Below are 21,530 nucleotides of genomic sequence, written 5' to 3' on the forward strand. Positions count from 1 at the left end.
ACAAAACTTTATGTTGAAAGTAGCTATAGGTAATACTAAAATTACTTATACGCAGTCATTTCGAATGTATTTTAGATGAATTTAAAGCATATTTCGTATCGCTTCAGGTAAGAAGAAGCGAATATCTTTTCCGTCTTCAAGTGCTTTGCGTATGAATGAAGACGAAATTTCTATTATCGGGGCTTGAACCAACTTAACATTGGGTAACTTTGAAGGTATTTTTACATCATAACCTTTCCTGGGATAGACTAGTAAATGGTATTTTGAAACCAATACTTCCGGATCTTTCCATTTGTCAATACTCAGCCAATTGTCTGCACCGATGATGAGGCTAAAATTGTGATCAGGATAAGCAGCACTTAATGCATCTAATGTTTGAATGGTGTAAGAGGGCTGAGGTAACTGAAATTCAAAATTACTTGCTTTGAATTTCGGATATCCGTCAATCGCTTTTTGGGTTAATTCATATCGAAACTCGTCGTCCATCAAATCGGTCTTTACTTTTAATGGATTATGAGGTGTAACAAGAAACCAGACTTCATCAAGTCCTTCGAATTCACATAAATAATTAGCCAATGCCAGATGTCCGATGTGAATTGGATTAAAAGAGCCGGGATATATTCCTGTTTGTTTCATTATCAGTTGTTAATGCTGAATAAAGATAGGACTTTTATTCAAAAAAGTACTAACTTTTTGAACAAAAAGTCCTATGATTTATATTAAAAAGTCCTATTATTTTTTTGCCTTTTTTCAATAATCTAAAAAGGCTTTGATAACCTGAAGCGTTTCTGTTTTTGCATTTTCAAGATTATCATTAATTATCACTTTATCGAACTTGGAAGCAAAACTCATTTCAAATGAGGCTTTAGTCAGTCTGGTTTCAATTACATCCATACTGTCTGTTCCTCTTCCTACAAGACGGTCGCGCAGAGCTTCAATACTTGGTGGCTGGATAAAAATGGAAAGAGCTTTATCTCCGTAATAATTTTTAATATTACACCCTCCAACCACATCTACATCAAATACTACATTGTTCCCTTCGTTTAAAATCCGCTCGACTTCACTTTTCAGAGTTCCATAAAACTTATCGGTGTAAACTTCTTCGTATTCAAGAAATTCACCTTCGTTTATTTTTGCTCTGAATTGCTCTGGTGTGAGAAAATAATATTCCACACCGTCTTTTTCATTTCCTCTCGGAGACCTGCTGGTTGCCGAAATGGAAAAATGAAGATTTAAATTCTGTGTTAATAGATAATTAATTATGGTTGATTTGCCCGAGCCTGATGGCGCAGAAAATATAACAAGTTTACCAGCCATATATTATAAAACGTTTAATACTTGTTCCTTAATTTGTTCCAGTTCATCTTTCATCTGTACAACAATCTGCTGCATTTCTGCATGGTTACTCTTTGATCCCAGAGTGTTTATTTCGCGGCCAATTTCCTGGGCTATAAATCCAAGTTTCTTTCCTTGTCCATGGCCATTGTTCATGGTGCTTATAAAATACTTCAAATGATTGTCCAGTCTGTTTTTTTCTTCGTTAACATCCAGCTTTTCAATGTAATATATCATTTCTTGCTCAAACCTGTTGTTGTCTATTTCAACTCCGTTTAATTTAGCAATACTCTCACTGATGCGAGTTTTTATTTTTTCAATACGCTCTGCATCGAATTCACCAATACGATCCAGTAAAGAAGCAATGTTTCCTATTTTTTGTTCAAATAATTTCTGAAGCATGGCTCCTTCTTGTAGCCGGAATTCCTTAAGATGCTTGATTGCTTCTTTAATTGTTTTCATCACTAACTCCCATTCGCTTTCATCAACTTCAGCAATGTCTGATTTGATTGCTTCAGGCAAACGTAATAAAGTTGTGAACCAATCAGCCGGAACCGGAATATTTAGTTTCTCAGAAACGTCCTTGATCTGATTATAGTAACTTTCAATTGCAGCAAGATTTATTTGTGTTGGAGTATCTTTACCAATATATTCAATGAAGATAGAGAAGTCCACTTTACCACGTTCCACTTCCTGAAGCAATAAACTTCGTACCGCCATTTCTTTGTCCTTATAAATTCCAGGAATACGAGTGGAAAGATCCAGCTGTTTGCTGTTAAGTGCTTTCACTTCTACAGTTACTTTTTTGGAAGGAAGTTCGGCTGTAACTTTGCCAAACCCAGTCATAGATTGTATCATAGTTCTTAAACTTTGTGCAAAGTTACTTTTTATTTCTAACAATGATTGTTATACTGTATAAAAATGTAATTTTGCACTTTAAAACTAGTAATTATGTCATATATTTTAAATATCGAGACTTCGACTTCCGTTTGTTCAACAGCCTTGTGTCAAGACGGTAATGTTATATTTGCCAACAAATCAACCGAAGGTCCTTCTCATTCTGTTCTTTTAGGAACTTTTGTTGCAGAGGCTTTGGAGTTCATTAAAAATAATGAATTAAAATTAGATGCTGTAGCTGTAAGTAGTGGGCCCGGATCTTATACCGGTTTACGTATTGGTGTATCTATGGCGAAAGGCCTTTGTTTTGGCTATGGAATACCTTTAATAGCGGTTCCCACACTTAAAATAATCGCATCAAAAGCCATTTCATTAAATAATAAAGCGAATGAAACTCTGTATTGTGCGATGTTGGATGCCCGGCGTATGGAGGTATATGCATCCATATTTGATAGGGAATTGACTACTTGTCGTGAGACTGCTGCTGATATTATAACACTAGAAACTTACGAAGAATTTTTGAATAAGGGTCCTGTCTGCTTTTTTGGAAATGGAGCCGAAAAGTGTAAGACTGTAATTACACATCCCAATGCTATGTTTATGGATCAGATTTATCCATTGGCTGAAGATATGGCTTTATTGGCTGAAGATGCTTTTATTAAAGGAGAATTTAAGGATGTTGCCTATTTTGAGCCTTTTTATTTGAAAGATTTTGTTGCCACTGTAGCACGAAATAAGGTTTTTTAATTAATTCCTACATATAAAAAAAGCGGCCCGAAAGCCGCTTTTTTTATATGTAGGAATTAAGATATTAACCTAAGAATCCCAAAAGAATACCTGCAGCAACTGCAGAGCCGATTACACCGGCTACATTTGGTCCCATTGCGTGCATCAACAAATAGTTGGTGGGGTCATACTCCAATCCAACAGTTTGTGAAATACGTGCAGAATCAGGAACTGCCGATACACCAGAATTTCCAATGAGTGGATTAATTTTATTACCTTGTTTAAGAAATAAATTAAAAAATTTCACAAAGAGGATTCCTGCGCAAGTTGCTATAACAAACGACAAAGCCCCTAAACCAAAAATTTTGATGGAGTTTACTGTGAGAAATTGTGTAGCCTGTGTTGAAGCACCAACAGTAATCCCTAATAAAATAGTTATTGTGTCGATAAGTGGTCCTCTTGCGGTTTCTGCCAAACGACGTGTTACCCCACTTTCTTTTAATAAATTTCCGAAGAATAACATGCCAAGTAATGGTAAACCTGAAGGAACAAGAAAGCAGGTTAGTAGTAGACCAACAATAGGGAAAATAATTTTCTCTGTTGATGATACTACTCTTGGTGGTTTCATTCGTATCAATCGCTCTTTTTGAGTAGTTAAAAGTCTCATAAAAGGAGGTTGAATAATAGGAACTAATGCCATATACGAGTATGCTGATACCGCAATTGCACCCATTAAATTAGGGGCTAACTTAGATGAAAGGAAGATCGCAGTGGGACCATCAGCACCACCGATGATTCCAATTGCTCCTGCTTGATTAGGCTCAAAACCCATTTGTAATGCAATTGTATAAGCTCCAAAAATACCGAATTGAGCAGCTGCACCAATGAGCATTAGTTTCGGATTGGAAATTAGCGCTGAGAAATCTGTCATAGCACCAATACCTAGAAAAATTAATGGAGGATACCATCCTTGCATTACACCTTGATAAAGAATGTTTAAGACAGATCCCTCCTCATAGATTCCAACTTGAAGGCCAGCATCTTTAAATGGAATATTGCCAATTAAAATTCCAAAACCAATTGGAATTAACAACATAGGCTCGAATTCATATTTGATTGCCAGGAAAATAAACAACAGTCCAATCAAAATCATAATGAGATGACCGGGTGTTGCATTGTAAATACCTGTATATGAGAGAAACGTTTGGAGATTCTCTCCTAAAAATGATATAAAACTTTCTTGCATAACGTTACCCAATTACAACGATATCCGCGCCTTCCAGAACAGAATCACCTTTGTTTACTTTTACTTCTAAAATTTTACCATCTCTGTCTGCATTGATGTTATTTTCCATTTTCATGGCTTCAAGGACTGCTATCTTTTGTCCACGTTTAACAGTGTCACCCACCTTACAATCCAGACTTAAAATAACACCTGGCAGGGGTGATTTCACTGCTCCGGCAGAACTACTAGTAACGGGACGCGATACTAGTGGGGCCCCATTTGCTGCAGTTGGTGCTTGAGCAGGTCTTTTTAATGTCACCATTTGTTTTTTTGCAGGTTTGTCCATCTGCACTTTGTAAGGAGTCCCATTTACCTCTACTTCAGCAAAATTGTCTTCGACATTGTTAACGGTAACATTGTAAACATTCCCGTTTATTGTATATTTAAACTGTTTCATTGTTTATATTTCTTTTTATTGAAATTATTTTCTTGGAATTTCACGCAGGCCGTAGAGTTTTGAACTCCATGGAGAATAGTTTCTGGTAACTTTATGTATAGTTAGAACAGTGTTTTCAAGATCATGTACATCTTCTGTTACTTCATATAGTGCCGTCGCAATAGCTGCAAAAACTTCACCAGCCTCTTCTCCTGCTAGATCATCATTTTCAGCATTAATGGCTCCTGTTTTTGCCTTTTTTGCATTTCGTTTAGAAGCAGCGATGGATATTTTTCCCACTTGTTTGAATATGAGATATAATAATAATAATCCCATAAAAGTAACAGCCATTGCACTTACTGTCATTCCAATTCCAAAGGAATCATTTTGTTTGAAATTATCAATTTTCTCATTTGAATCAAGTGTAAGATTGTTTGTGCTGGGAGTTACTTTGGTAAGTTGCGCCCATTCTTTTTCACCATCTATCAAACGACCATAACTTGTGTCTGCAATTTGACCTGCTGGAACTGTAACTTCATCAATTAATGTTTTACCATCTGCATCAACAATGGCAATATAGTTATCCATATATGGATCAAGAACAAAGTTTACGTGAAATGTTCCTCTTCCAGGATTATTGTCAGCAAAAAAGAGAGTGTGTTGTCTTGGACGTATTTTTGTAAGAACATCACCTTTGGGAATCATATATTTTGTAAGATTGTTCTTGTCGTTAGTAATATAACAACCTTTCAAATCTACAGTCCCTGCAGAACTGTTAAACAGCTCAATCCAACCACTATGTTTTCCATAATCGTCAACATAATTATCTTCGTTGACAACTAATATTTCATTTATTCTTATGGATGTGGCACGTTGAGCATTAATCCCTAAAGAGAATAATGTTGCAAACAAAACCAGTATCCCTATTTTCTTTTTTATCATATTCATCTCCTTTTTTATGAATTATAAAGGTAGATTATCATGTTTCTTTGCAGGGTTTGTCAACTTCTTAGTCTGAAGCTGCTGCAAAGCACGGATAATCCGGAAACGGGTGTTACGAGGCTCGATAACATCATCAATATAGCCATATTGAGCTGCATTGTACGGATTTGCAAATGCTTTTTTATATTCCTCTTCTTTTTCAATCTGAGCTTTAGCGGGATCTTCTGCTGATGCAACTTCTTTCGCAAAGATAACTTCAACAGCACCACTTGGTCCCATTACTGCAATTTCAGCAGTTGGCCAAGCATAGTTCATGTCACCACGAAGATGTTTTGAACTCATCACGCAATAAGCTCCACCATACGATTTTCTTAAAGTTACAGTAACCTTAGGAACTGTGGCCTCTCCATAAGCATAAAGAAGTTTAGCTCCGTGAAGAATTACACCATTGTATTCCTGGCCAGTACCTGGTAAGAATCCCGGTACGTCAACCAACGTAACCAAAGGAATATTAAATGCATCACAGAAGCGAACGAAACGGGCTGCTTTACGTGAAGCGTTGCTATCAAGACAACCAGCCATTATTTTAGGTTGATTTGCAATTACACCAACAGACTGACCGTTGAAGCGGGCAAAACCAACAATAATGTTCTGAGCATAGTCCTTATGAACCTCAAGGAATTCGCCATTATCAATGATTGTACCAATCACTTCATACATGTCGTAAGGTTTATTAGGTTCATCAGGAATGATGTCATTCAATGCATCATCCAAACGATCGATAGGGTCGTTGCACTCCATAAGTGGTGCTTCTTCCAAGTTGTTTTGCGGCATATAGCTGATAAGTTGGCGAATCAATTTCAATCCGTCTTCTTCGTTGTCAACTGCAAAGTGAGCAACACCAGATTTTGTAGTGTGAACACTAGCTCCACCCAATTGTTCTTGTGTAACATCTTCTCCAGTTACAGACTTAACAACCTTAGGACCTGTGAGGAACATATAGCTGGTACCTCTGGTCATGATATTAAAGTCGGTCAATGCAGGAGAATAAACGGCTCCACCTGCGCATGGACCAAAAATTCCAGAAATCTGAGGAACAACGCCAGAAGCCAAAATATTACGCTGGAAAATTTCTGCATAACCTGCCAAGGCGTTTACACCCTCTTGAATACGAGCACCTCCAGAGTCATTCAATCCAATTACCGGTGCACCCATTTTCATTGCCTGGTCCATCACTTTACAGATTTTCATGGCCAATGATTCAGAAAGTGCTCCTCCAAATACAGTAAAATCCTGTGCATATATATATACAAGACGTCCATCTATTGTTCCATATCCGGTAACAACACCATCTCCTAAAAATTTAGTGGCATCAATACCGAAATTGGTACAACGGTGCTGAACGAACATGTCGAATTCTTCAAAACTACCTTCGTCAAGCAACATGGCAATTCTTTCACGGGCAGTATATTTACCTTTCTTGTGCTGAGATTCAATTCTCTTTTCTCCACCTCCGATACGAGCTTTTTCACGTAATTGAATCAGCTCTTTTACTTTTTCAAGTTGGTTACTCATGTTTTTATATTTTGATATTAGAATAAAGTAATAAATTATTTTTCAGGATGTTCGCAAAGTTCTGTGAGCACACTGCAAGTTGACTTCGGATGAAGGAATGCAATATTAAGTCCTTCGGCACCACCTCTTGGAGCTTTGTCGATCAATTTAACACCTTTAGCTTCTACTTCGGCCAATGCTTCAGCAACAGAAGGAACGGCAAATGCAATGTGATGAATGCCTTCGCCTTTCTTTTCAATAAATTTGGCAACTGCACTTTCTTCGCTTGTTGGTTCGAGTAATTCAATTTTAGTCTGGCCAACCATAAAAAAAGCTGTTTTTACTTTTTGATCTGCAACTTCTTCGATGTTATAGCATTTCAAACCTAAAACTTGTTCGTAGTAGGGCAGTGCCTCTTCAATACTTTTTACAGCAATACCTAAATGTTCAATATGCGTAATTTCCATGATATATTAATAAATTAAATGATTTTTTATTGCTGCAAATGTACATCCTTTTTATACAATGGTGAAATATTTCTTTAATTTTATCCAATGATATATCAATTCTGACAGCCTAAAAATGAATAATTGAGTTTTTTCAGAATTCAGCAATTAATCTCAGATTGAGTTGACGGCCTGTTAGATAATTCGGAACGGCGTATTGCTGGTTGTAAATGTCGGTCACCCAATAATATGAACTGACATTTTTTATATTCAAAATATTAAAGACATCCACTCCAATCCAAATGTTTTTTAATTTACTCATTATCCCTCGTTGCATGATCTCTTCTGTTGCGCCAGCAATTTGATAGGATAATCCCAAATCAATTCTTTTGTAAGGAGACATACGAAAGAATCCATCTTCATATCCTTTTCTGGGAGCTGTAATAGGTAATCCTCCGGCAAGCACTCCTTTAAGATTTAATTTAACCTTTTTATAACCAGGAAAATAGTCTTGAAAAAATAGAGAAACATTGTATCTTTGGCTATTAGGCATTGGTACTGTTACCTTGTCTCTGATTGTTTGTTCTGCTTTCATTATTGAAAAGCTCAGCCATGAGTCGGTTCCGGGAACAAATTCGCCAAAAAACTTAACGTCCATCCCTAACGCATAGCCATTGGCGCAGTTTTCACCGTAATATCTTATCTTTACATTGTCTACTGTATAAGGATTAAGTTTATCCATCATTTTGTAGTAAATTTCAGTTGATATTTTGAAGTTTCTTTCGGCTGCGCGGAATGTATAATCTCCCCCTAATATAAAATGCACTGATTGCTGAGATTTCAGAGCATCATTTAAAACTACAACATTATTGGACTGCTCATCTTGTTTGGTAACACGCATTTCTTTGTAAAAAGGAGACTGATAGTAAATGCCGGAGGCAAAACGGAATGTAAGATCCTGATTGAAGTTAGGAATAAAGCCGATTGAAGCACGCGGGCTGAAAATGAATTCTTTATTGAAACTCCAATAACTTCCCCGGATACCAGCTACCAATGTAAATAATCCATGCTTGGTCCTGAATTTGAAATTGTCTTGCAGGTAACCGGAAGTCCGGCTGCTTTCCAGCTTATTGTTAGAATACAGATTTGTAATAAGACTTACCTCCGATCCTGTGTAAGGTAAAGAATATCCAGCCGAATCACGTTTTTCCCACTCATTAATTCGGTCTTTTATCTTCTCGAGTTGAACATTAACTCCCCACTTCAAGGTGTTGTTTTTTAATTTGCTTTCACCATAATGCCCAATAGTGATGATGTTGGAGTTGAGTCTGTTTCTTGCATGTTCGTGATAGGTTCCAACCTCCAAAGCAGAAGATGCGTCGTCGTCCGTATTGTTCTCTTCACCTAAATCATTCAACCAGTATTCGCCTGAAATATCATACGTTTCTTCTTCTTTGCTTGAAAACGCGGAGGCTTGAAGACCTAACTCCGTTTGCTCGGTCAGCCTTTTTTTTATTACCATTGCACCAAAGAGAGTTTCAAACTTATCCTGTTCACGTCCATCAAAATAAACCTTGAATTTTTTAATCATAGACGTTGTTCCAAAAGAAGTTTCGCGTGTAAAAGGTGTGAATTTGTAATTATTTATTGAGACGTTTCCTAAGAAATTGACATCCAAAGTTGGAGTGATCTGATAAGTTATATACGACTGTAAGTCAACAAAAGTAGGATTGAATTCAGCGTCTGTATCCATTGTATTCAATAGCGATTGGTTTGTTTTGTAACGGATACCGGTGATTTGAGTTAATTTGCCGATGCTGCTTCCAACATAAGCGCTTGCACCAAGAAAGCTCAGAGAAGCTGAACCTTCCAGCGATTTAGGCTTTTTGTAATTGATATCCAAAACCGAGCTCATCTTATCTCCGTAACGTGCCTCAAATCCACCGGCCGAAAAATTGACAGATTCAGTGAGTTCAGGATTGATAAAGCTTAGTCCCTCCTGTTGGCCGGACCGGATCAGCAAGGGTCTGAATACTTCAATTCCATTAACATATACGATGTTTTCATCATAGCTTCCTCCTCTGACCGAATATTGAGAGCTAAGTTCATTGCTTGATGAAACTCCGGCATACGTAACCACCAAAGATTCGATACTTCCCCCGGCAGGGTCGGGGAGGAGCCTTATCCGGTTTGCATCCAACGTTTCCATGGTGGTGGTTTGTTTGCGGATTGCGGTTATTGTTACATCTCCCAAGTTGAGTGATGTACTGTTCATTTGCACATTAAGCCGCATGTCACGGTCGGCTTTGGGTATTATGCGTTCGGCCTTGTTGTATCCCAGACACGAATAAACAAGCGTGAGCGAATCTCCGGCAGCCACATGTAAAGCATAAAAGCCTTTGTCGTTGCTCATAGAACCGTTCAGAGAATTTTTTACACGGATGTTTACAAGTTCAATAGGATTACCATCCGCGTCGCGTACGTACCCGGAAATTTTGATCCGCCCTTGAGCCAGCGTGGTTGCGGAAATGATAATATATAGCAGTGCTGCAATCGCACGTATTTTCATATTCTGTATCTTACTAGTAATACTTAACGAGAAAAAAAGAAGAAGCGTATACCCGGAGTGATAAAAATATTATTAATTTTGTCGAAATTCAAACAATTTATCATCTAAATAGAGAATAATGGAGAGCTTTGCAGAACTGATTAAAAAAAGAAGAAGTATCAGAAAGTTTACAAACCAGCTACTTAGCCCCGAACAAGTTGAATCGTTATTAAAAGCAGCATTAATGTCTCCATCTTCAAAACGAAGTAATGCGTGGCAGTTTGTGCTCGTTGAAAATAAAGAGATGTTGCAGAAACTGGCATCTTGTAAGAAGAACGGTTCTTCTTTTCTTGAAACTGCTGCACTTGCTATTGTTGTGTTAGCTAATCCTATGGAAAGTGATGTGTGGGTTGAAGATGCATCGGTTGCCTCTATTTATATCCAACTTCAGGCCGAAGATTTGGGCTTAGGCAGTTGTTGGTGCCAGATTAGAAATCGTGAAACAGCCGGAGAGACTGATTCTGCTCAATATGTAAGAGACTTGCTGGATATACCTTATCAGATGGAAGTGCTTTCTATTATCGGAGTTGGCTATAAAGACCAAGACAGGAAGCCATTTGATGAAACACATTTGCAGTGGGAAAAGATTCACATAGATAAATTTGTTTTTCCATCCGAATCAGAATCCTCTGAGTCATGAAAGTGGTGTTTATCGGATCTGGAAACCTTGCTACCCACCTTTCTCTGGCAATGAAAGGGGCTGGGATTGAAGTCGTCCAGGTTTACAGTCAGACAGAATCCCATGCAAGTTTGCTAGCCAATAAACTTTCATGCAGTTTTACTACCGAACCAGAGTCCATTGTAAACGATGCTGATATTTATATATTTTCAGTCAAAGATTCTGCCTTACTTGATTTGATTCATAAAATTCCCCAAAATAAAGGTCTTTGGCTTCATACTGCTGGAAGTGTTCCGATGGGTGTATTTGAAGGATATAATGATAGGTATGGGGTATTATATCCTCTGCAGACGTTCAGTAAAAATAGAGACATAGATTTTAGTATTGTGCCGGTGTTTATTGAATCAAATTCTGCCGGCGACGAAGCATATTTGTTATCTTTTGCAGGTAAGCTTACAAGACAGGTAATCTCTCTTTCTTCGGAAAAGAGAAAACATTTGCATCTTGCAGCTGTATGGGCTTGTAATTTTACGAATCACATGTATTTGATGGCATCTAAAATATTGCAGGAACAAAGTTTGTCCGAGGCATTTCTTTTGCCCCTTATTGATGAAACAGCAGCCAAGGTGCATCAGCTTTCTGCCCGCGAGGCGCAAACCGGACCGGCAATCAGATATGATGAAAATATTATTGAAAAACATATAGAGCTTCTTTCCGACCCAAATATGAAAGAGCTTTACCGGTTAATCAGCCGGAATATACATAAAGAATCCAGCAATGAGTAGTATAAATTATGATTTAAGAAAAATCAGAGGGTTTATCTTTGATGTGGATGGAGTTCTTTCTAAAGACGTCATACCTCTGCATCCCAACGGAGATCCGATGCGTACTGTTAATATTAAAGACGGGTATGCCTTACAGCTTGCTGTAAAGAAAGGATATCAGGTCGCAATCATAACCGGAGGGTATACCGATTCTGTGAAAATGCGTTTTGAACGTTTGGGGGTTAAGTATATCTATATGAGGAGCTCCGTTAAGATGAAAGATTATACTGATTTTATGAATCTTACCGGTTTAAAACCTGAAGAGGTCCTGTATGCAGGAGATGATATTCCTGATTATGAAGTAATGAAGCTGGTTGGCTTGCCTGTAGCGCCAGCGGATGCAGCTTCCGAAATAAAGGATATTTCGCTTTACATCTCATCTAAAAACGGTGGAGAGGGAATTGCACGTGATGTGATAGAGCAAACGATGAAAACACAGGGAACATGGCTGACGGGAGAAGCGTTCGGTTGGTAATTCCTGGAAAATATTAAAATATAATTGAAAAACACAGAAACCTATGTTGTCCAATCTAGATAAGTATAGAATAATCTTAGCATCCAATTCTCCCAGAAGAAAAGAATTGTTGGCCGGCTTGGATATCTCTTTCGAAGTTAAAGTAAATGGAGATGTTGATGAATCATATCCCGAGGGATTGTCTCCCGAGGAGATACCTATGCATGTCGCACAGAAAAAGGCAGATGCCTATGCCCCTTTTTTGCAGGAAGACGAATTGCTTATTACCGCAGATACGGTAGTCTGGACTTTCGAAGAGATTCTTGGAAAACCATCTGACCGCGAAGACGCAATTAAGATGCTGATGAAATTATCCAACCGAGTTCATGAAGTAATAACAGGAGTTTGTATTGTTACAAAGAACAAGAGTACTAATTTTTCTGTCTCGTCTGCCGTGAGTTTCGGTTATCTGGAGCCTTCTGATATTGAATATTACGTAGATAAATATAAACCTTATGATAAAGCCGGGTCCTATGGAATACAAGAGTGGATCGGATATATCGGGGCAGAAGCGATTAATGGGTCGTTTTTTAATGTAATGGGATTGCCCGTTCAGAGGCTCTACCGCGAACTCAAAGCCTTTTAAGTTCGCGGCAGAACAGCTGATTTATTTGAAGATATCATCAATACCTCCGGATTCTTCGGGGGTATTGTTTTCTTGTTCCGAAACAGGTTTACCACATGGATTACTGTATTTCTCCGGAACTTCAAAAACTTCACTTTCCAGATAACCCAAGGATTTGTCGGCATATACTTTCTGCATAAACAGACCATAAATAGGTAAAGCCATGCTGGCTCCCTGTCCTTCGTTCAACCGATCGAAGTGAATGGATCTGTCTTCACCACCAACCCAACATCCGGCAACCAGGCTAGGGGTAAATCCCATATACCAACCGTCGGAATTGTTTTGAGTAGTTCCGGTTTTACCACCCATCTGAGCTGTAATGTTGTATCTGTATCTGATACGGCTGGCAGTACCACCGTCTACAACACTCCGTAGCATATATAACATTTTGTACGAGGCCTCCTCTGTAAGGACTTCACTCATTGTTGGTGTGAAGCTTGCAATTGTATTGCCAAACTGATCCTCAATACGGGTAACGTAGACCGGATCAACCCGAATCCCTTTGTTGGCAAACGTAGTATATCCGGTAACCATTTCGCCTACCGAAACGTCTGGCGTTCCTAAACACACCGATATTACCGGATCTATGTAATTCTTTAATCCAAAGGAATGAAGTAAACGTACAAATGTATATGGAGAAAGCTGCCCCATCAGATAGGCTGTTACCCAGTTGGAAGAATTTTGCAACCCCCACTTAATTGTAACAGTTTCACCAACGCGCTTTGCTCCGGCATTTCTTGGAACCCATAGGTTTCCGTTTTCATCCCGAAGTTGTTGCTGCACATGCAACATTTCATCGCAAGGTGTAAAGCCGTCAATCATGGCAAGAGAATACAGGAACGGTTTCATGGTAGAACCAATCTGACGCCGACCACCATTTACCATATCATATTGGAAATCGTTATAGTCGATGCCGCCTACATATGCTTTGACATGTCCGCTATGCGGGTCCATAGCCATAAAGGCACTACGAAGGAATGATTTGTGATAACGTATGGAATCCCAGGGAGACATGATCGTATCGACTGGGCCATTCCAGCTAAATACCCGCATTTCTTCAGGCTTTTTAAATTCCGCTTTAATCTCTTCCATGCTTAAACCATTTGCTTTCAAAGCACGATACCTATCGGTTTGTTGCATAGCACGTGTAAGAATGGTGTCAACCTGCCCCAATCGTAAATCTCTGGAAAAAGGAGCATAATCTCTTTTTGCTTTTTCCTGGAAGAACATGGGTTGTAATGTACCGCCTACATGTTCTCTTACGGCATCTTCTGCATACTTTTGCATGCGGGAATCTATTGTGGTATAGATTCGTAGTCCGTCGTCATATAGGTTATAGTAGTCTCCATTGGCTTTTTTATTCTTATTGCACCATCCATAAAGAGGATTTGTTTCCCAAGCTAACGAGTCTTCCGAGAATTTTTGCGACTGCCAGCTGGCATAGTTACTCCTTTTGGGTTTTTTTGCTGTAAGAGTCAGACGTAAATATTCTCTAAAGTAGGCAGCAAGTCCCTCTTTGTGATCCATTGGCGTAAATTTCACCTTTAGAGGTAACGATGACAGCGAATCTCGTTCCTGTTTGGTAATATAATCGGCTTTATACATTTGATCCAAAACAACATTTCGCCGGCCTTTGGTGCGTTCGTTATGACGAATCGGGTTATAGTAGGAAGGATTTTTACACATACCCACAAGCGTGGCAGCTTCTTCAATCTTTAATGCTTTTGGAGTGGTACTAAAATAAACCCTGGCAGCCGATTGGATACCCACTGCATTATATAGGAAATCGAACTTATTCAGATACATATTGATGATCTCCTCTTTCGTATAGAATCGCTCCAGTTGTACGGCGATTACCCACTCAATAGGCTTTTGAAACAAACGTTCAACCACGTTATCTGCACTGGGTGAAAAAAGTTGTTTTGCCAACTGTTGTGTGATGGTACTTCCACCACCTCCGCTTTTTTGCATCAGGATTCCTCGTTTTACAATGGCACGGAAAAGTCCTGCTACGTCGATTCCGGAGTGGTCTGTAAACCGCTTGTCTTCTGTTGCGATAAGGGCTTTGACCAGTTCGGGCGAGAGGTCTTTGTAGTTTACAAATAAACGGTTGTCCTTACTGTGGGCATAGCTACCCAATGTTTTTCCATCGGTGGAAATTATTTGAGAAGCATATTTGTCAATTGGATTTTCCAATTGTTCAACAGGAGGCATGTAGCCTACCGAACCATTGGCTATGGCAATAAAAAGCAATACTGCTACACAAGCTGCTGCAGCGTAGAATACCCAAAAACCAATAATGATCTTTTTACGAGCGTTTGATGTCATCTTTTTTACCTTCTTTCATTATGAAACCGCAAAGGTAACTATTTCCTGTTATAATTATTGTTAATCCAATAAACATAATCTTTAAACTAAAAAACAATGATAAAAAAAGGCTGCCGACTATATCGTCTCTGATTTTTTCCATACTTTTGTGACATAAGCAGTGATATAGCATATGAAAAGTAAAAGTTTAGTTTCGATCGATCAATGTACCAAGGAGGACATTCTTCGTATTCTGGATAATGCCAGAAAGTTTGAAGATAATCCAAATCGGAATTTGTTGGAAGGCAAAGTAGCAGCAACGCTCTTTTTTGAACCGTCCACCCGCACCCGTTTGAGTTTTGAAACCGCAATCAACCGTTTAGGCGGTAAAGTGATTGGTTTTCAGGATGCTTCAACTACCAGTTCTTCCAAGGGAGAAACCTTAAAGGATACCATCCTTATGGTTAGTAACTATGCAGATCTGATTGTAATGAGGCATCATCTTGAAGGAGCAGCGAAATATGCATCCGAAATTACAGATATTCCAATCATCAATGCCGGAGATGGAGCCAATCAACATCCCTCTCAAACCATGTTGGATTTATATTCCATACAGAAGACTCAAGGCAAACTTACCGATCTTACCATTACCATGGTGGGAGATCTTAAATACGGACGTACGGTACATTCTTTAATCAGCGGGATGTCGCATTTTAATCCTACTTTTCATTTTGTAGCACCAGACGAATTGCGAATGCCCGACGAGTATAAGTTGTTTTGCGACAAGCACAACATAAAGTATTATGAACACACCGCTTTCTCGGAAGAGGTTATCAACGAGACAGATATCTTGTATATGACACGTGTTCAACGCGAACGGTTTACAGACCTCGAAGAGTATCAGAGAGTGAAGAATGTATATATCCTGAAAAGTCAGATGCTGGAGAATAGCAAAGATAATTTGCGTGTTTTGCATCCGCTGCCACGGGTAAATGAAATTGCGTATGATGTAGACGATAGTCCTAAAGCCTATTACATACAGCAGGCACGAAATGGACTTTTTGCCCGTCAGGCCATTATTTGCGAAGTGTTAGGAATTACTATTTAAAAGCAGTACAGTTATGTCAGCAGAAAAGAAAAAAGAGTTGCAGGTTGCCGCTTTGGAGAACGGTACCGCCATTGATCATATCCCCCCCCGTCAGCTATTTAAGGTAGCCGATATGTTAAGTTTGAAAGAACTTGAAAACACAATTACAATCGGGAACAATTTCCATAGTAAAAAGATGGGAAGCAAAGGTATTATCAAAATTGCCGATAAGTTTTTTGAAGAAGATGTGATTAACCGCATCGCCCTGATAGCTCCTAATGTAATTCTGAATATCATACGCGATTACGAGGTTGTTGAGAAGAAAACCGTTGAACTCCCTGATGAACTGGTTGGGCTGGTTAAATGTAACAATCCCAAATGCATAACGAACAACGAACCGATGCCAACCCGCTTTGATGTGATAGATAAGGAGTCGGGAACCGTAAAATGCCGTTACTGCGAAAGAAAAATAAATAAAGAAGATATTATTATTTTATGAAGCAAGACTGGAAGCCGGGTACAATGATCTATCCGGTACCTGCTGTAATGGTGAGTTGTGGCAGCGAACCTTCCGAGTACAATATTATAACAGTCAGCTGGGTCGGTACTATATGTACCAATCCGGCTATGTGTTATATATCCATACGGCCCGGACGGCATTCGTATCCGATTCTAAAAAAGAATATGGAATTTGTAATCAATCTTACTACCCGAGAAATGGCTTATGCAACCGATTGGTGCGGTGTAAGTTCCGGTAAAGATTATAACAAATTTAATGAAATGAATCTTACTCCCGGCAAGTCAAAGTTAGTCAGTGCACCTATAATTGAAGAGTCTCCTCTTTGTATTGAATGCCGGGTGAAAGAGGTATTAGCACTTGGAAGCCACGATATGTTTATTGCCGATGTGGTAAATGTACAGGCAGACGATGCCTACCTCGATCCAGAAACAGGGGCTTTCGATATGCAAAGAGCCGATTTGTTGGCGTATTCTCATGGAAAGTATTATGGATTAGGAGAGCTGATCGGTAAATTCGGCTGGTCGGTTAAAAAGAAAAAATAAATATTGAAATGAAGAAATTAGGTATACTTACAGTATTGTTGATTATTGCATTTACTGGAGGAGCTCAGACACAGAAAAACGAAACAGAAGGTTTTTCGTTTGGAGCGAAACTCGGGTTCAGCTCAACACTTCCTATTATCAACTCGTTGACAATAGAAGGGGTAGAGGCGCAAAATGTGAATCTTCAATACAAAGTAGGTTACCTTGCTGCACTGTTTTGCCGTATAAATATCGACCGGTTTTTTATTATGCCGGGTGTGGAATGGAACCACGCAGACGGAAGTATCAACTATTCGTTGCCTGATGGTATAGATCAAACGTATCTTAAAAGTACATCTGCAGTCTCTTCAGAAGGATTCAATGTGGAGACAAATACAATTGAAGTGCCGGTGCTTTTAGGGTTCAATATGGTAAAATCTTATCCTTATTGTCTCAGTTTTCAGGCCGGACCGAAATTAAGGTACAGGGTTACGGAAGATTTTTCACCCGTAGGTAATCCGGAAACTTTTAAGCTGTCGGGCGAAAGCAAACCGTATGGTGTTAATGCCGTAACCGGAGTGTCGGTAAGTATTTGGCGGATGTTCTTTGATTTTTATTATGAATTCGGTATCAATCAATCCAAAACTGATTTCTCTTATCAAACCACTCTTTTACCCTACGAAAGTAACTTCAGTTTGAAGAACAGAACCAATAAAATGAGTTTTTCCCTCGGAATATTGTTTTAATTCCCCGTTTTATTGAGGAAATATTCCACAGTGTTACACATGTTTCCCCAGGTGTTCATTCTTTGTGTGTTATTATAAATCATTGTATTTAAGCTGATTATCCGATGATAGGTTTTTATATCCTGTTTTGGCACGGTATTTTCATATACTTTGTTGTGTAAGAAGTTACACACAACGATTTTCCTGAAAATAAAGGAGAATGGGTAAAATAGTCAAAACGCTCAAAGGTAGAAAGGTGTGTCCGTGAGGATACGCCTTTTTAATTATCTAAGAGCATCAGCTATTCAGTAAGATTCCAGTTCTAGAAATTGAGCTTTGGTAATTTAAGAACAAAACGGATCAGAGAGACAAATACTTTTCCGTATTTATCCAGCTTAATCTGCCCAACTCCGATTATTTCACTAAACTCATCCAGCGTAACGGGCTTCTTTTCAACCATATCCTGAAGCGATTGATCGCTGAAAATAATGTATGCAGGCATACTTTCCCTTTCGGCCAACTGTTTACGAAGTTGTCTGAGTGAGTCCAGCAAGGATTCTTCTATAGAATCTGAATCGATGGGACGAATCGGACTCGCTTTAAATTTCTTTTTAGTCTCACGTGTTCCTCGCGAACCTTTGTCGGAATAATTATCCGTGTTTTCATCTTCGTTCCAGGTAGCCAGTTGGGCTTTTAGTTCGCCGTAAAGAACCTTGCTTCCCAGTGGAGTAACCTTAAGCGTACGTCCGGCTGCATAATCCACTTCAGCGTAGCCTAACTGCAGCATCTGATAAACATATTCTTTCCACTCTTTGTATGAAAGATCCCGACCTGCACCGTAAGTCTTCAGCTGATCATACCCATGTTGCCTGATCTCCTGGCGGAACGACCCCCGCAAGATGTCAATCAGCATCTGTATGCCAACCCGCTCACCCGTGCGTACCACTGCACTTAGCGCTTTCTGTACCAGTATTGTGCCGTCGAACCGTTGAGGAGGATTCTTACACACATCACAATTACCACAATCGTGTTCTGCCTCTTCACCAAAGTAACTAAGCAATATCCGCCTACGGCAAACATCGGTTTCGCAGTACCGCTTCATACGTTCCAGCTTTTCGGAAGTGATATCGCTTTGTCCGCTCTCTTCCACAAAACGACGGAGCAAGACCAAATCGCCCAAAGAATAAAACAACAAGGTATCGCTGGGTAAACCATCCCGTCCGGCGCGCCCGATTTCCTGATAATAGTTTTCAATGCTTCCGGGCATGTTATAGTGTATTACCCAACGAACGTTACTTTTATCGATCCCCATACCAAAGGCAACAGTTGCACAAACCACATCGAACCGGTCGTTTATGTAGTCATCCTGGGCCTTTTCACGTCGGGCAGGTGCTAATCCCGCATGGTAGGCAATAGCCTTTATACCATAGGAGTTTAGCGCTTCCGCCAATTCTTCCGTGTCACTTCGCTTCATGCAATATACAATCCCGCTTTGTTGTTTGCGGGCATTGATAAAATGAACGATGGAGGCAATCTTTTCTTTTTTTGAGAAACCTCTTTTAACGGTAAGCGATAGGTTTGGTCTGTCGAACGACGAAATAAAGGTTTGGGGATCATTCAGTTTCAACTGATTGAGTATGTCCAGCCGCGTAATCTTATCAGCGGTGGCCGTCAGAGCAACGATAGGGACCTTTGGAAAACGCTCTTTCAGAACGGCCAGTTGGGTGTACTCCGGACGGAAATCATGTCCCCATTGCGAGATACAGTGAGCCTCGTCGATGGCAATCAAAGAAATATCCATACGTGGAAGCAACCAATCCACTTCCCCCATCAATCCCTCGGGTGAAATATACAGAAGCTTCACCTTCCCCTGCATGCAAAGTTGTTTGATGCGTTGTCGTTCGGCATCGGGCATACTGCTGTTAAGTGCAGCAGCAGGTATTCCGTTAGATAACAGGCCTTCCACCTGGTCTTTCATCAAGGCAATCAGAGGAGAGATTACAACAGCCGTACCCGGCAGGTAAATAGCCGGCAACTGAAAGCAGATGGATTTACCTCCACCGGTCGGCATCAGCACCAGTGAATCTTTTTTATCCAGTATTCTTTTGATAATATCCGCCTGTAAGGGGCGAAAGGAAGTATATCCAAAAAACTTTTTTAATAACGCCTCAATCTCCTTCATCGTTTCAGTTTGGTCTCTCAATCATGATTTAGATAGCAAAGATAGTTAATGTCTGGCATATTTGTTGTACCTTTGCACCCAATATTTACATAACGAGCCGCGAGGCTCACCCAATCATTACATGACATTTGAAGATTTAAACTTAATAGAGCCTATTAGAAAGGCCTTACAACAAGAAGGATACACCACCCCGACACCCATACAGGCAGAAGCCATTCCCATAGTAACAGACGGATACGATTTATTGGGGTGTGCACAGACGGGCACAGGTAAAACAGCCGCATTTTCCATTCCCATCATACAGAAACTATACAATCAGCAGCAGAAAGAGCGTAGCAGAGGTATTAAAGCGCTTATTCTTACACCAACGCGTGAGCTGGCTATTCAGATTGACGAGAGTTTCGAAGCATACGGACGTTATGCCAACCTTCGCCATGCAGTTATTTTTGGAGGAGTGGGACAGAAGCCTCAAACCGATGCGTTGCAACGTGGGGTGGATATTCTTATCGCCACACCCGGACGTCTGCTCGACCTGATCAATCAAGGATATGTAAGTCTGAAAAGTCTTGATTTCTTTGTGCTGGATGAAGCCGACCGGATGTTGGATATGGGATTTATACACGATATCAAACGTATTCTGCCCTTGTTGCCCAAAAAGCGTCAGTCGCTGTTCTTTTCGGCAACGATGCCTCCCGAAATTGAAAAACTGGCAAGTACGATTCTTTACAAGCCCGAAAAGGTTGAGGTTACTCCTGTATCTTCTACAGTTGATACGATCGACCAGTACGTATACTATGTGGAAAAGAAGGATAAGATTTCTCTTCTTACCTCTTTGCTGGCAAACAAGTCGTTGGAATCTGTACTTGTTTTTGCAAGAACCAAGCACGGAGCCGACAAGATTGCCAAATCACTTGTAAAATATGAGATCGTTGCAGAGGCTATTCATGGAAATAAAAGTCAGAATGCCCGTCAGCGTGCCCTTTCAAATTTTAAAGATGGATCTACACGGGTTTTGATTGCAACCGATATTGCAGCCCGAGGGATAGACGTAGACAACCTTTCGCACGTAATAAACTACGAATTGCCCAATGTGCCGGAAACTTATGTACACCGGATCGGCCGTACAGGCAGAGCCGGACGAAGTGGAGTTGCCTATTCGTTTTGCGATGCAGAGGAGATGCCATTGTTGAAAGACATTCATAAACTGATCGGAAAACAGATACCGGCTGCGGGAGGTAATCCTTTTGAAACTGCCCAGGTAAAGCAAGCTGTTGCCGAGAAGAACAAGGCAATCAAAGAAGAGTCTAAACGCCGGAATATGTTTGGAAGCAAGCGCGACGGCAGTTACTGGAGAAATAAGAAGAGGGCAGAAGGAAGTAACGCTAACACTGCTCCCAAAAAGAAATAATACATTCTATTTGTATATTAAAGAGGCTT

21 protein-coding genes are annotated in these 21,530 nt (G+C 39.8%); 10 read left to right on the forward strand and 11 right to left on the reverse strand.

Going from position 1 to position 21,530, the window contains the following annotated elements:
• Positions 1 to 81: 81 nt before the first annotated feature.
• The 3 genes from nadD to AB7E53_RS04710 all read right to left on the reverse strand — a co-directional run bounded on the left by nadD (position 82) and on the right by AB7E53_RS04710 (position 2,193).
• A complete protein-coding gene (nadD, locus tag AB7E53_RS04700; protein WP_079682037.1) occupies positions 82 to 636 on the reverse strand; it encodes a nicotinate (nicotinamide) nucleotide adenylyltransferase in 555 nt (184 codons plus the stop codon).
• Positions 637 to 750: 114 nt separating this feature from the next.
• Positions 751 to 1,317: a guanylate kinase gene (gene gmk / locus AB7E53_RS04705; protein WP_446774452.1), complete on the reverse strand. Its 567-nt coding sequence runs from the start codon at positions 1,315 to 1,317 to the stop codon at positions 751 to 753.
• 3 nt (positions 1,318 to 1,320) lie between these two features.
• The gene (locus AB7E53_RS04710; RefSeq protein WP_068185579.1) at positions 1,321 to 2,193 is read right to left on the reverse strand and encodes a YicC/YloC family endoribonuclease; all 873 of its coding nucleotides are present in this window, start codon (positions 2,191 to 2,193) and stop codon (positions 1,321 to 1,323) included.
• Positions 2,194 to 2,286: 93 nt separating this feature from the next.
• On the opposite strand from AB7E53_RS04710, the gene tsaB reads away from it, so the two are divergent.
• On the forward strand, positions 2,287 to 2,979 hold the full coding sequence (gene tsaB, locus AB7E53_RS04715) for a tRNA (adenosine(37)-N6)-threonylcarbamoyltransferase complex dimerization subunit type 1 TsaB (RefSeq protein WP_446774454.1): 693 nt from the start codon (positions 2,287 to 2,289) through the stop codon (positions 2,977 to 2,979).
• A gap of 64 nt (positions 2,980 to 3,043) precedes the next feature.
• On the opposite strand, the gene AB7E53_RS04720 is transcribed toward tsaB, so the two are convergent.
• The 6 genes from AB7E53_RS04720 to AB7E53_RS04745 all read right to left on the reverse strand — a co-directional run bounded on the left by AB7E53_RS04720 (position 3,044) and on the right by AB7E53_RS04745 (position 10,130).
• Positions 3,044 to 4,204 (reverse strand): sodium ion-translocating decarboxylase subunit beta, encoded by a 1,161-nt coding sequence (locus AB7E53_RS04720; RefSeq protein WP_179399423.1) that lies wholly within the window; start codon positions 4,202 to 4,204, stop codon positions 3,044 to 3,046.
• A 4-nt stretch (positions 4,205 to 4,208) separates the two neighbouring features.
• Complete coding sequence (locus tag AB7E53_RS04725; protein WP_179399424.1) at positions 4,209 to 4,640, reverse strand: biotin/lipoyl-containing protein; 432 nt, start codon at positions 4,638 to 4,640, stop codon at positions 4,209 to 4,211.
• Positions 4,641 to 4,664: 24 nt separating this feature from the next.
• Positions 4,665 to 5,561, reverse strand: a complete 897-nt coding sequence (locus AB7E53_RS04730) for an OadG family transporter subunit (RefSeq protein ID WP_179399425.1) — start codon at positions 5,559 to 5,561, stop codon at positions 4,665 to 4,667.
• A 21-nt stretch (positions 5,562 to 5,582) separates the two neighbouring features.
• The gene (locus tag AB7E53_RS04735; RefSeq protein ID WP_079682039.1) at positions 5,583 to 7,136 is read right to left on the reverse strand and encodes an acyl-CoA carboxylase subunit beta; all 1,554 of its coding nucleotides are present in this window, start codon (positions 7,134 to 7,136) and stop codon (positions 5,583 to 5,585) included.
• 35 nt (positions 7,137 to 7,171) lie between these two features.
• The gene (mce, locus tag AB7E53_RS04740) at positions 7,172 to 7,582 is read right to left on the reverse strand and encodes a methylmalonyl-CoA epimerase (protein WP_068185566.1); all 411 of its coding nucleotides are present in this window, start codon (positions 7,580 to 7,582) and stop codon (positions 7,172 to 7,174) included.
• A 133-nt stretch (positions 7,583 to 7,715) separates the two neighbouring features.
• Entirely contained in the window at positions 7,716 to 10,130 is a 2,415-nt protein-coding gene (locus tag AB7E53_RS04745) for a TonB-dependent receptor (RefSeq protein ID WP_446774456.1), read from the reverse strand.
• A gap of 118 nt (positions 10,131 to 10,248) precedes the next feature.
• On the opposite strand from AB7E53_RS04745, the gene AB7E53_RS04750 reads away from it, so the two are divergent.
• The 4 genes from AB7E53_RS04750 to AB7E53_RS04765 are packed head-to-tail and all read left to right on the forward strand — an operon-like array spanning position 10,249 to position 12,712.
• A complete protein-coding gene (locus AB7E53_RS04750; RefSeq protein WP_446774458.1) occupies positions 10,249 to 10,809 on the forward strand; it encodes a nitroreductase family protein in 561 nt (186 codons plus the stop codon).
• Entirely contained in the window at positions 10,806 to 11,573 is a 768-nt protein-coding gene (locus tag AB7E53_RS04755; RefSeq protein ID WP_446774459.1) for a Rossmann-like and DUF2520 domain-containing protein, read from the forward strand. The genes AB7E53_RS04750 and AB7E53_RS04755 overlap by 4 nt, the downstream gene beginning before the upstream one ends.
• Positions 11,566 to 12,087: a KdsC family phosphatase gene (locus tag AB7E53_RS04760; RefSeq protein ID WP_446774461.1), complete on the forward strand. Its 522-nt coding sequence runs from the start codon at positions 11,566 to 11,568 to the stop codon at positions 12,085 to 12,087. Before AB7E53_RS04755 ends, AB7E53_RS04760 begins: the two co-directional genes overlap by 8 nt.
• Positions 12,088 to 12,130: 43 nt before the next feature.
• Complete coding sequence (locus AB7E53_RS04765; protein WP_446772964.1) at positions 12,131 to 12,712, forward strand: Maf-like protein; 582 nt, start codon at positions 12,131 to 12,133, stop codon at positions 12,710 to 12,712.
• A gap of 21 nt (positions 12,713 to 12,733) precedes the next feature.
• Here the strand turns inward: AB7E53_RS04765 and AB7E53_RS04770 are convergent, their stop codons facing one another.
• Positions 12,734 to 15,079, reverse strand: a complete 2,346-nt coding sequence (locus AB7E53_RS04770) for a transglycosylase domain-containing protein (protein ID WP_446774464.1) — start codon at positions 15,077 to 15,079, stop codon at positions 12,734 to 12,736.
• A 172-nt stretch (positions 15,080 to 15,251) separates the two neighbouring features.
• Between AB7E53_RS04770 and pyrB the strand changes: the two genes are divergently transcribed.
• The 4 genes from pyrB to AB7E53_RS04790 are packed head-to-tail and all read left to right on the forward strand — an operon-like array spanning position 15,252 to position 17,932.
• Complete coding sequence (pyrB, locus tag AB7E53_RS04775) at positions 15,252 to 16,166, forward strand: aspartate carbamoyltransferase (protein WP_079682046.1); 915 nt, start codon at positions 15,252 to 15,254, stop codon at positions 16,164 to 16,166.
• Between the two features lie 13 nt (positions 16,167 to 16,179).
• On the forward strand, positions 16,180 to 16,644 hold the full coding sequence (gene pyrI / locus AB7E53_RS04780) for an aspartate carbamoyltransferase regulatory subunit (protein ID WP_068185533.1): 465 nt from the start codon (positions 16,180 to 16,182) through the stop codon (positions 16,642 to 16,644).
• Positions 16,641 to 17,207 (forward strand): flavin reductase family protein, encoded by a 567-nt coding sequence (locus tag AB7E53_RS04785; protein ID WP_079682047.1) that lies wholly within the window; start codon positions 16,641 to 16,643, stop codon positions 17,205 to 17,207. Before pyrI ends, AB7E53_RS04785 begins: the two co-directional genes overlap by 4 nt.
• An 8-nt stretch (positions 17,208 to 17,215) precedes the next feature.
• Entirely contained in the window at positions 17,216 to 17,932 is a 717-nt protein-coding gene (locus AB7E53_RS04790) for a porin family protein (RefSeq protein WP_446774465.1), read from the forward strand.
• A gap of 301 nt (positions 17,933 to 18,233) precedes the next feature.
• Here the strand turns inward: AB7E53_RS04790 and recQ are convergent, their stop codons facing one another.
• Entirely contained in the window at positions 18,234 to 20,093 is a 1,860-nt protein-coding gene (recQ, locus tag AB7E53_RS04795; protein WP_179399431.1) for a DNA helicase RecQ, read from the reverse strand.
• A gap of 121 nt (positions 20,094 to 20,214) precedes the next feature.
• Between recQ and AB7E53_RS04800 the strand changes: the two genes are divergently transcribed.
• Complete coding sequence (locus AB7E53_RS04800; protein ID WP_446774467.1) at positions 20,215 to 21,501, forward strand: DEAD/DEAH box helicase; 1,287 nt, start codon at positions 20,215 to 20,217, stop codon at positions 21,499 to 21,501.
• Positions 21,502 to 21,530 lie beyond the last annotated feature (29 nt).

Source organism: Macellibacteroides sp. (assembly GCF_050251695.1).
GTDB classification, from domain to species: domain Bacteria; phylum Bacteroidota; class Bacteroidia; order Bacteroidales; family Tannerellaceae; genus Macellibacteroides; species Macellibacteroides fermentans.

Excerpts from the sequence above, each read along its gene's own strand:
- AB7E53_RS04745 (WP_446774456.1), bottom strand. The coding sequence starts at position 10,130 with ATGAAAATACGTGCGATTGCAGCACTGCTATATATTATCATTTCCGCA.
- nadD (WP_079682037.1), bottom strand. The coding sequence starts at position 636 with ATGAAACAAACAGGAATATATCCCGGCTCTTTTAATCCAATTCACATC.
- AB7E53_RS04710 (WP_068185579.1), bottom strand. The coding sequence starts at position 2,193 with ATGATACAATCTATGACTGGGTTTGGCAAAGTTACAGCCGAACTTCCT.
- AB7E53_RS04800 (WP_446774467.1), top strand. The coding sequence starts at position 20,215 with ATGACATTTGAAGATTTAAACTTAATAGAGCCTATTAGAAAGGCCTTA.
- AB7E53_RS04725 (WP_179399424.1), bottom strand. The coding sequence starts at position 4,640 with ATGAAACAGTTTAAATATACAATAAACGGGAATGTTTACAATGTTACC.
- AB7E53_RS04730 (WP_179399425.1), bottom strand. The coding sequence starts at position 5,561 with ATGATAAAAAAGAAAATAGGGATACTGGTTTTGTTTGCAACATTATTC.
- AB7E53_RS04755 (WP_446774459.1), top strand. The coding sequence starts at position 10,806 with ATGAAAGTGGTGTTTATCGGATCTGGAAACCTTGCTACCCACCTTTCT.
- AB7E53_RS04750 (WP_446774458.1), top strand. The coding sequence starts at position 10,249 with ATGGAGAGCTTTGCAGAACTGATTAAAAAAAGAAGAAGTATCAGAAAG.
- gmk (WP_446774452.1), bottom strand. The coding sequence starts at position 1,317 with ATGGCTGGTAAACTTGTTATATTTTCTGCGCCATCAGGCTCGGGCAAA.
- AB7E53_RS04770 (WP_446774464.1), bottom strand. The coding sequence starts at position 15,079 with ATGACATCAAACGCTCGTAAAAAGATCATTATTGGTTTTTGGGTATTC.
- tsaB (WP_446774454.1), top strand. The coding sequence starts at position 2,287 with ATGTCATATATTTTAAATATCGAGACTTCGACTTCCGTTTGTTCAACA.
- AB7E53_RS04760 (WP_446774461.1), top strand. The coding sequence starts at position 11,566 with ATGAGTAGTATAAATTATGATTTAAGAAAAATCAGAGGGTTTATCTTT.
- recQ (WP_179399431.1), bottom strand. The coding sequence starts at position 20,093 with ATGAAGGAGATTGAGGCGTTATTAAAAAAGTTTTTTGGATATACTTCC.
- pyrB (WP_079682046.1), top strand. The coding sequence starts at position 15,252 with ATGAAAAGTAAAAGTTTAGTTTCGATCGATCAATGTACCAAGGAGGAC.
- AB7E53_RS04720 (WP_179399423.1), bottom strand. The coding sequence starts at position 4,204 with ATGCAAGAAAGTTTTATATCATTTTTAGGAGAGAATCTCCAAACGTTT.
- AB7E53_RS04765 (WP_446772964.1), top strand. The coding sequence starts at position 12,131 with ATGTTGTCCAATCTAGATAAGTATAGAATAATCTTAGCATCCAATTCT.
- mce (WP_068185566.1), bottom strand. The coding sequence starts at position 7,582 with ATGGAAATTACGCATATTGAACATTTAGGTATTGCTGTAAAAAGTATT.
- AB7E53_RS04735 (WP_079682039.1), bottom strand. The coding sequence starts at position 7,136 with ATGAGTAACCAACTTGAAAAAGTAAAAGAGCTGATTCAATTACGTGAA.
- AB7E53_RS04790 (WP_446774465.1), top strand. The coding sequence starts at position 17,216 with ATGAAGAAATTAGGTATACTTACAGTATTGTTGATTATTGCATTTACT.
- AB7E53_RS04785 (WP_079682047.1), top strand. The coding sequence starts at position 16,641 with ATGAAGCAAGACTGGAAGCCGGGTACAATGATCTATCCGGTACCTGCT.
- pyrI (WP_068185533.1), top strand. The coding sequence starts at position 16,180 with ATGTCAGCAGAAAAGAAAAAAGAGTTGCAGGTTGCCGCTTTGGAGAAC.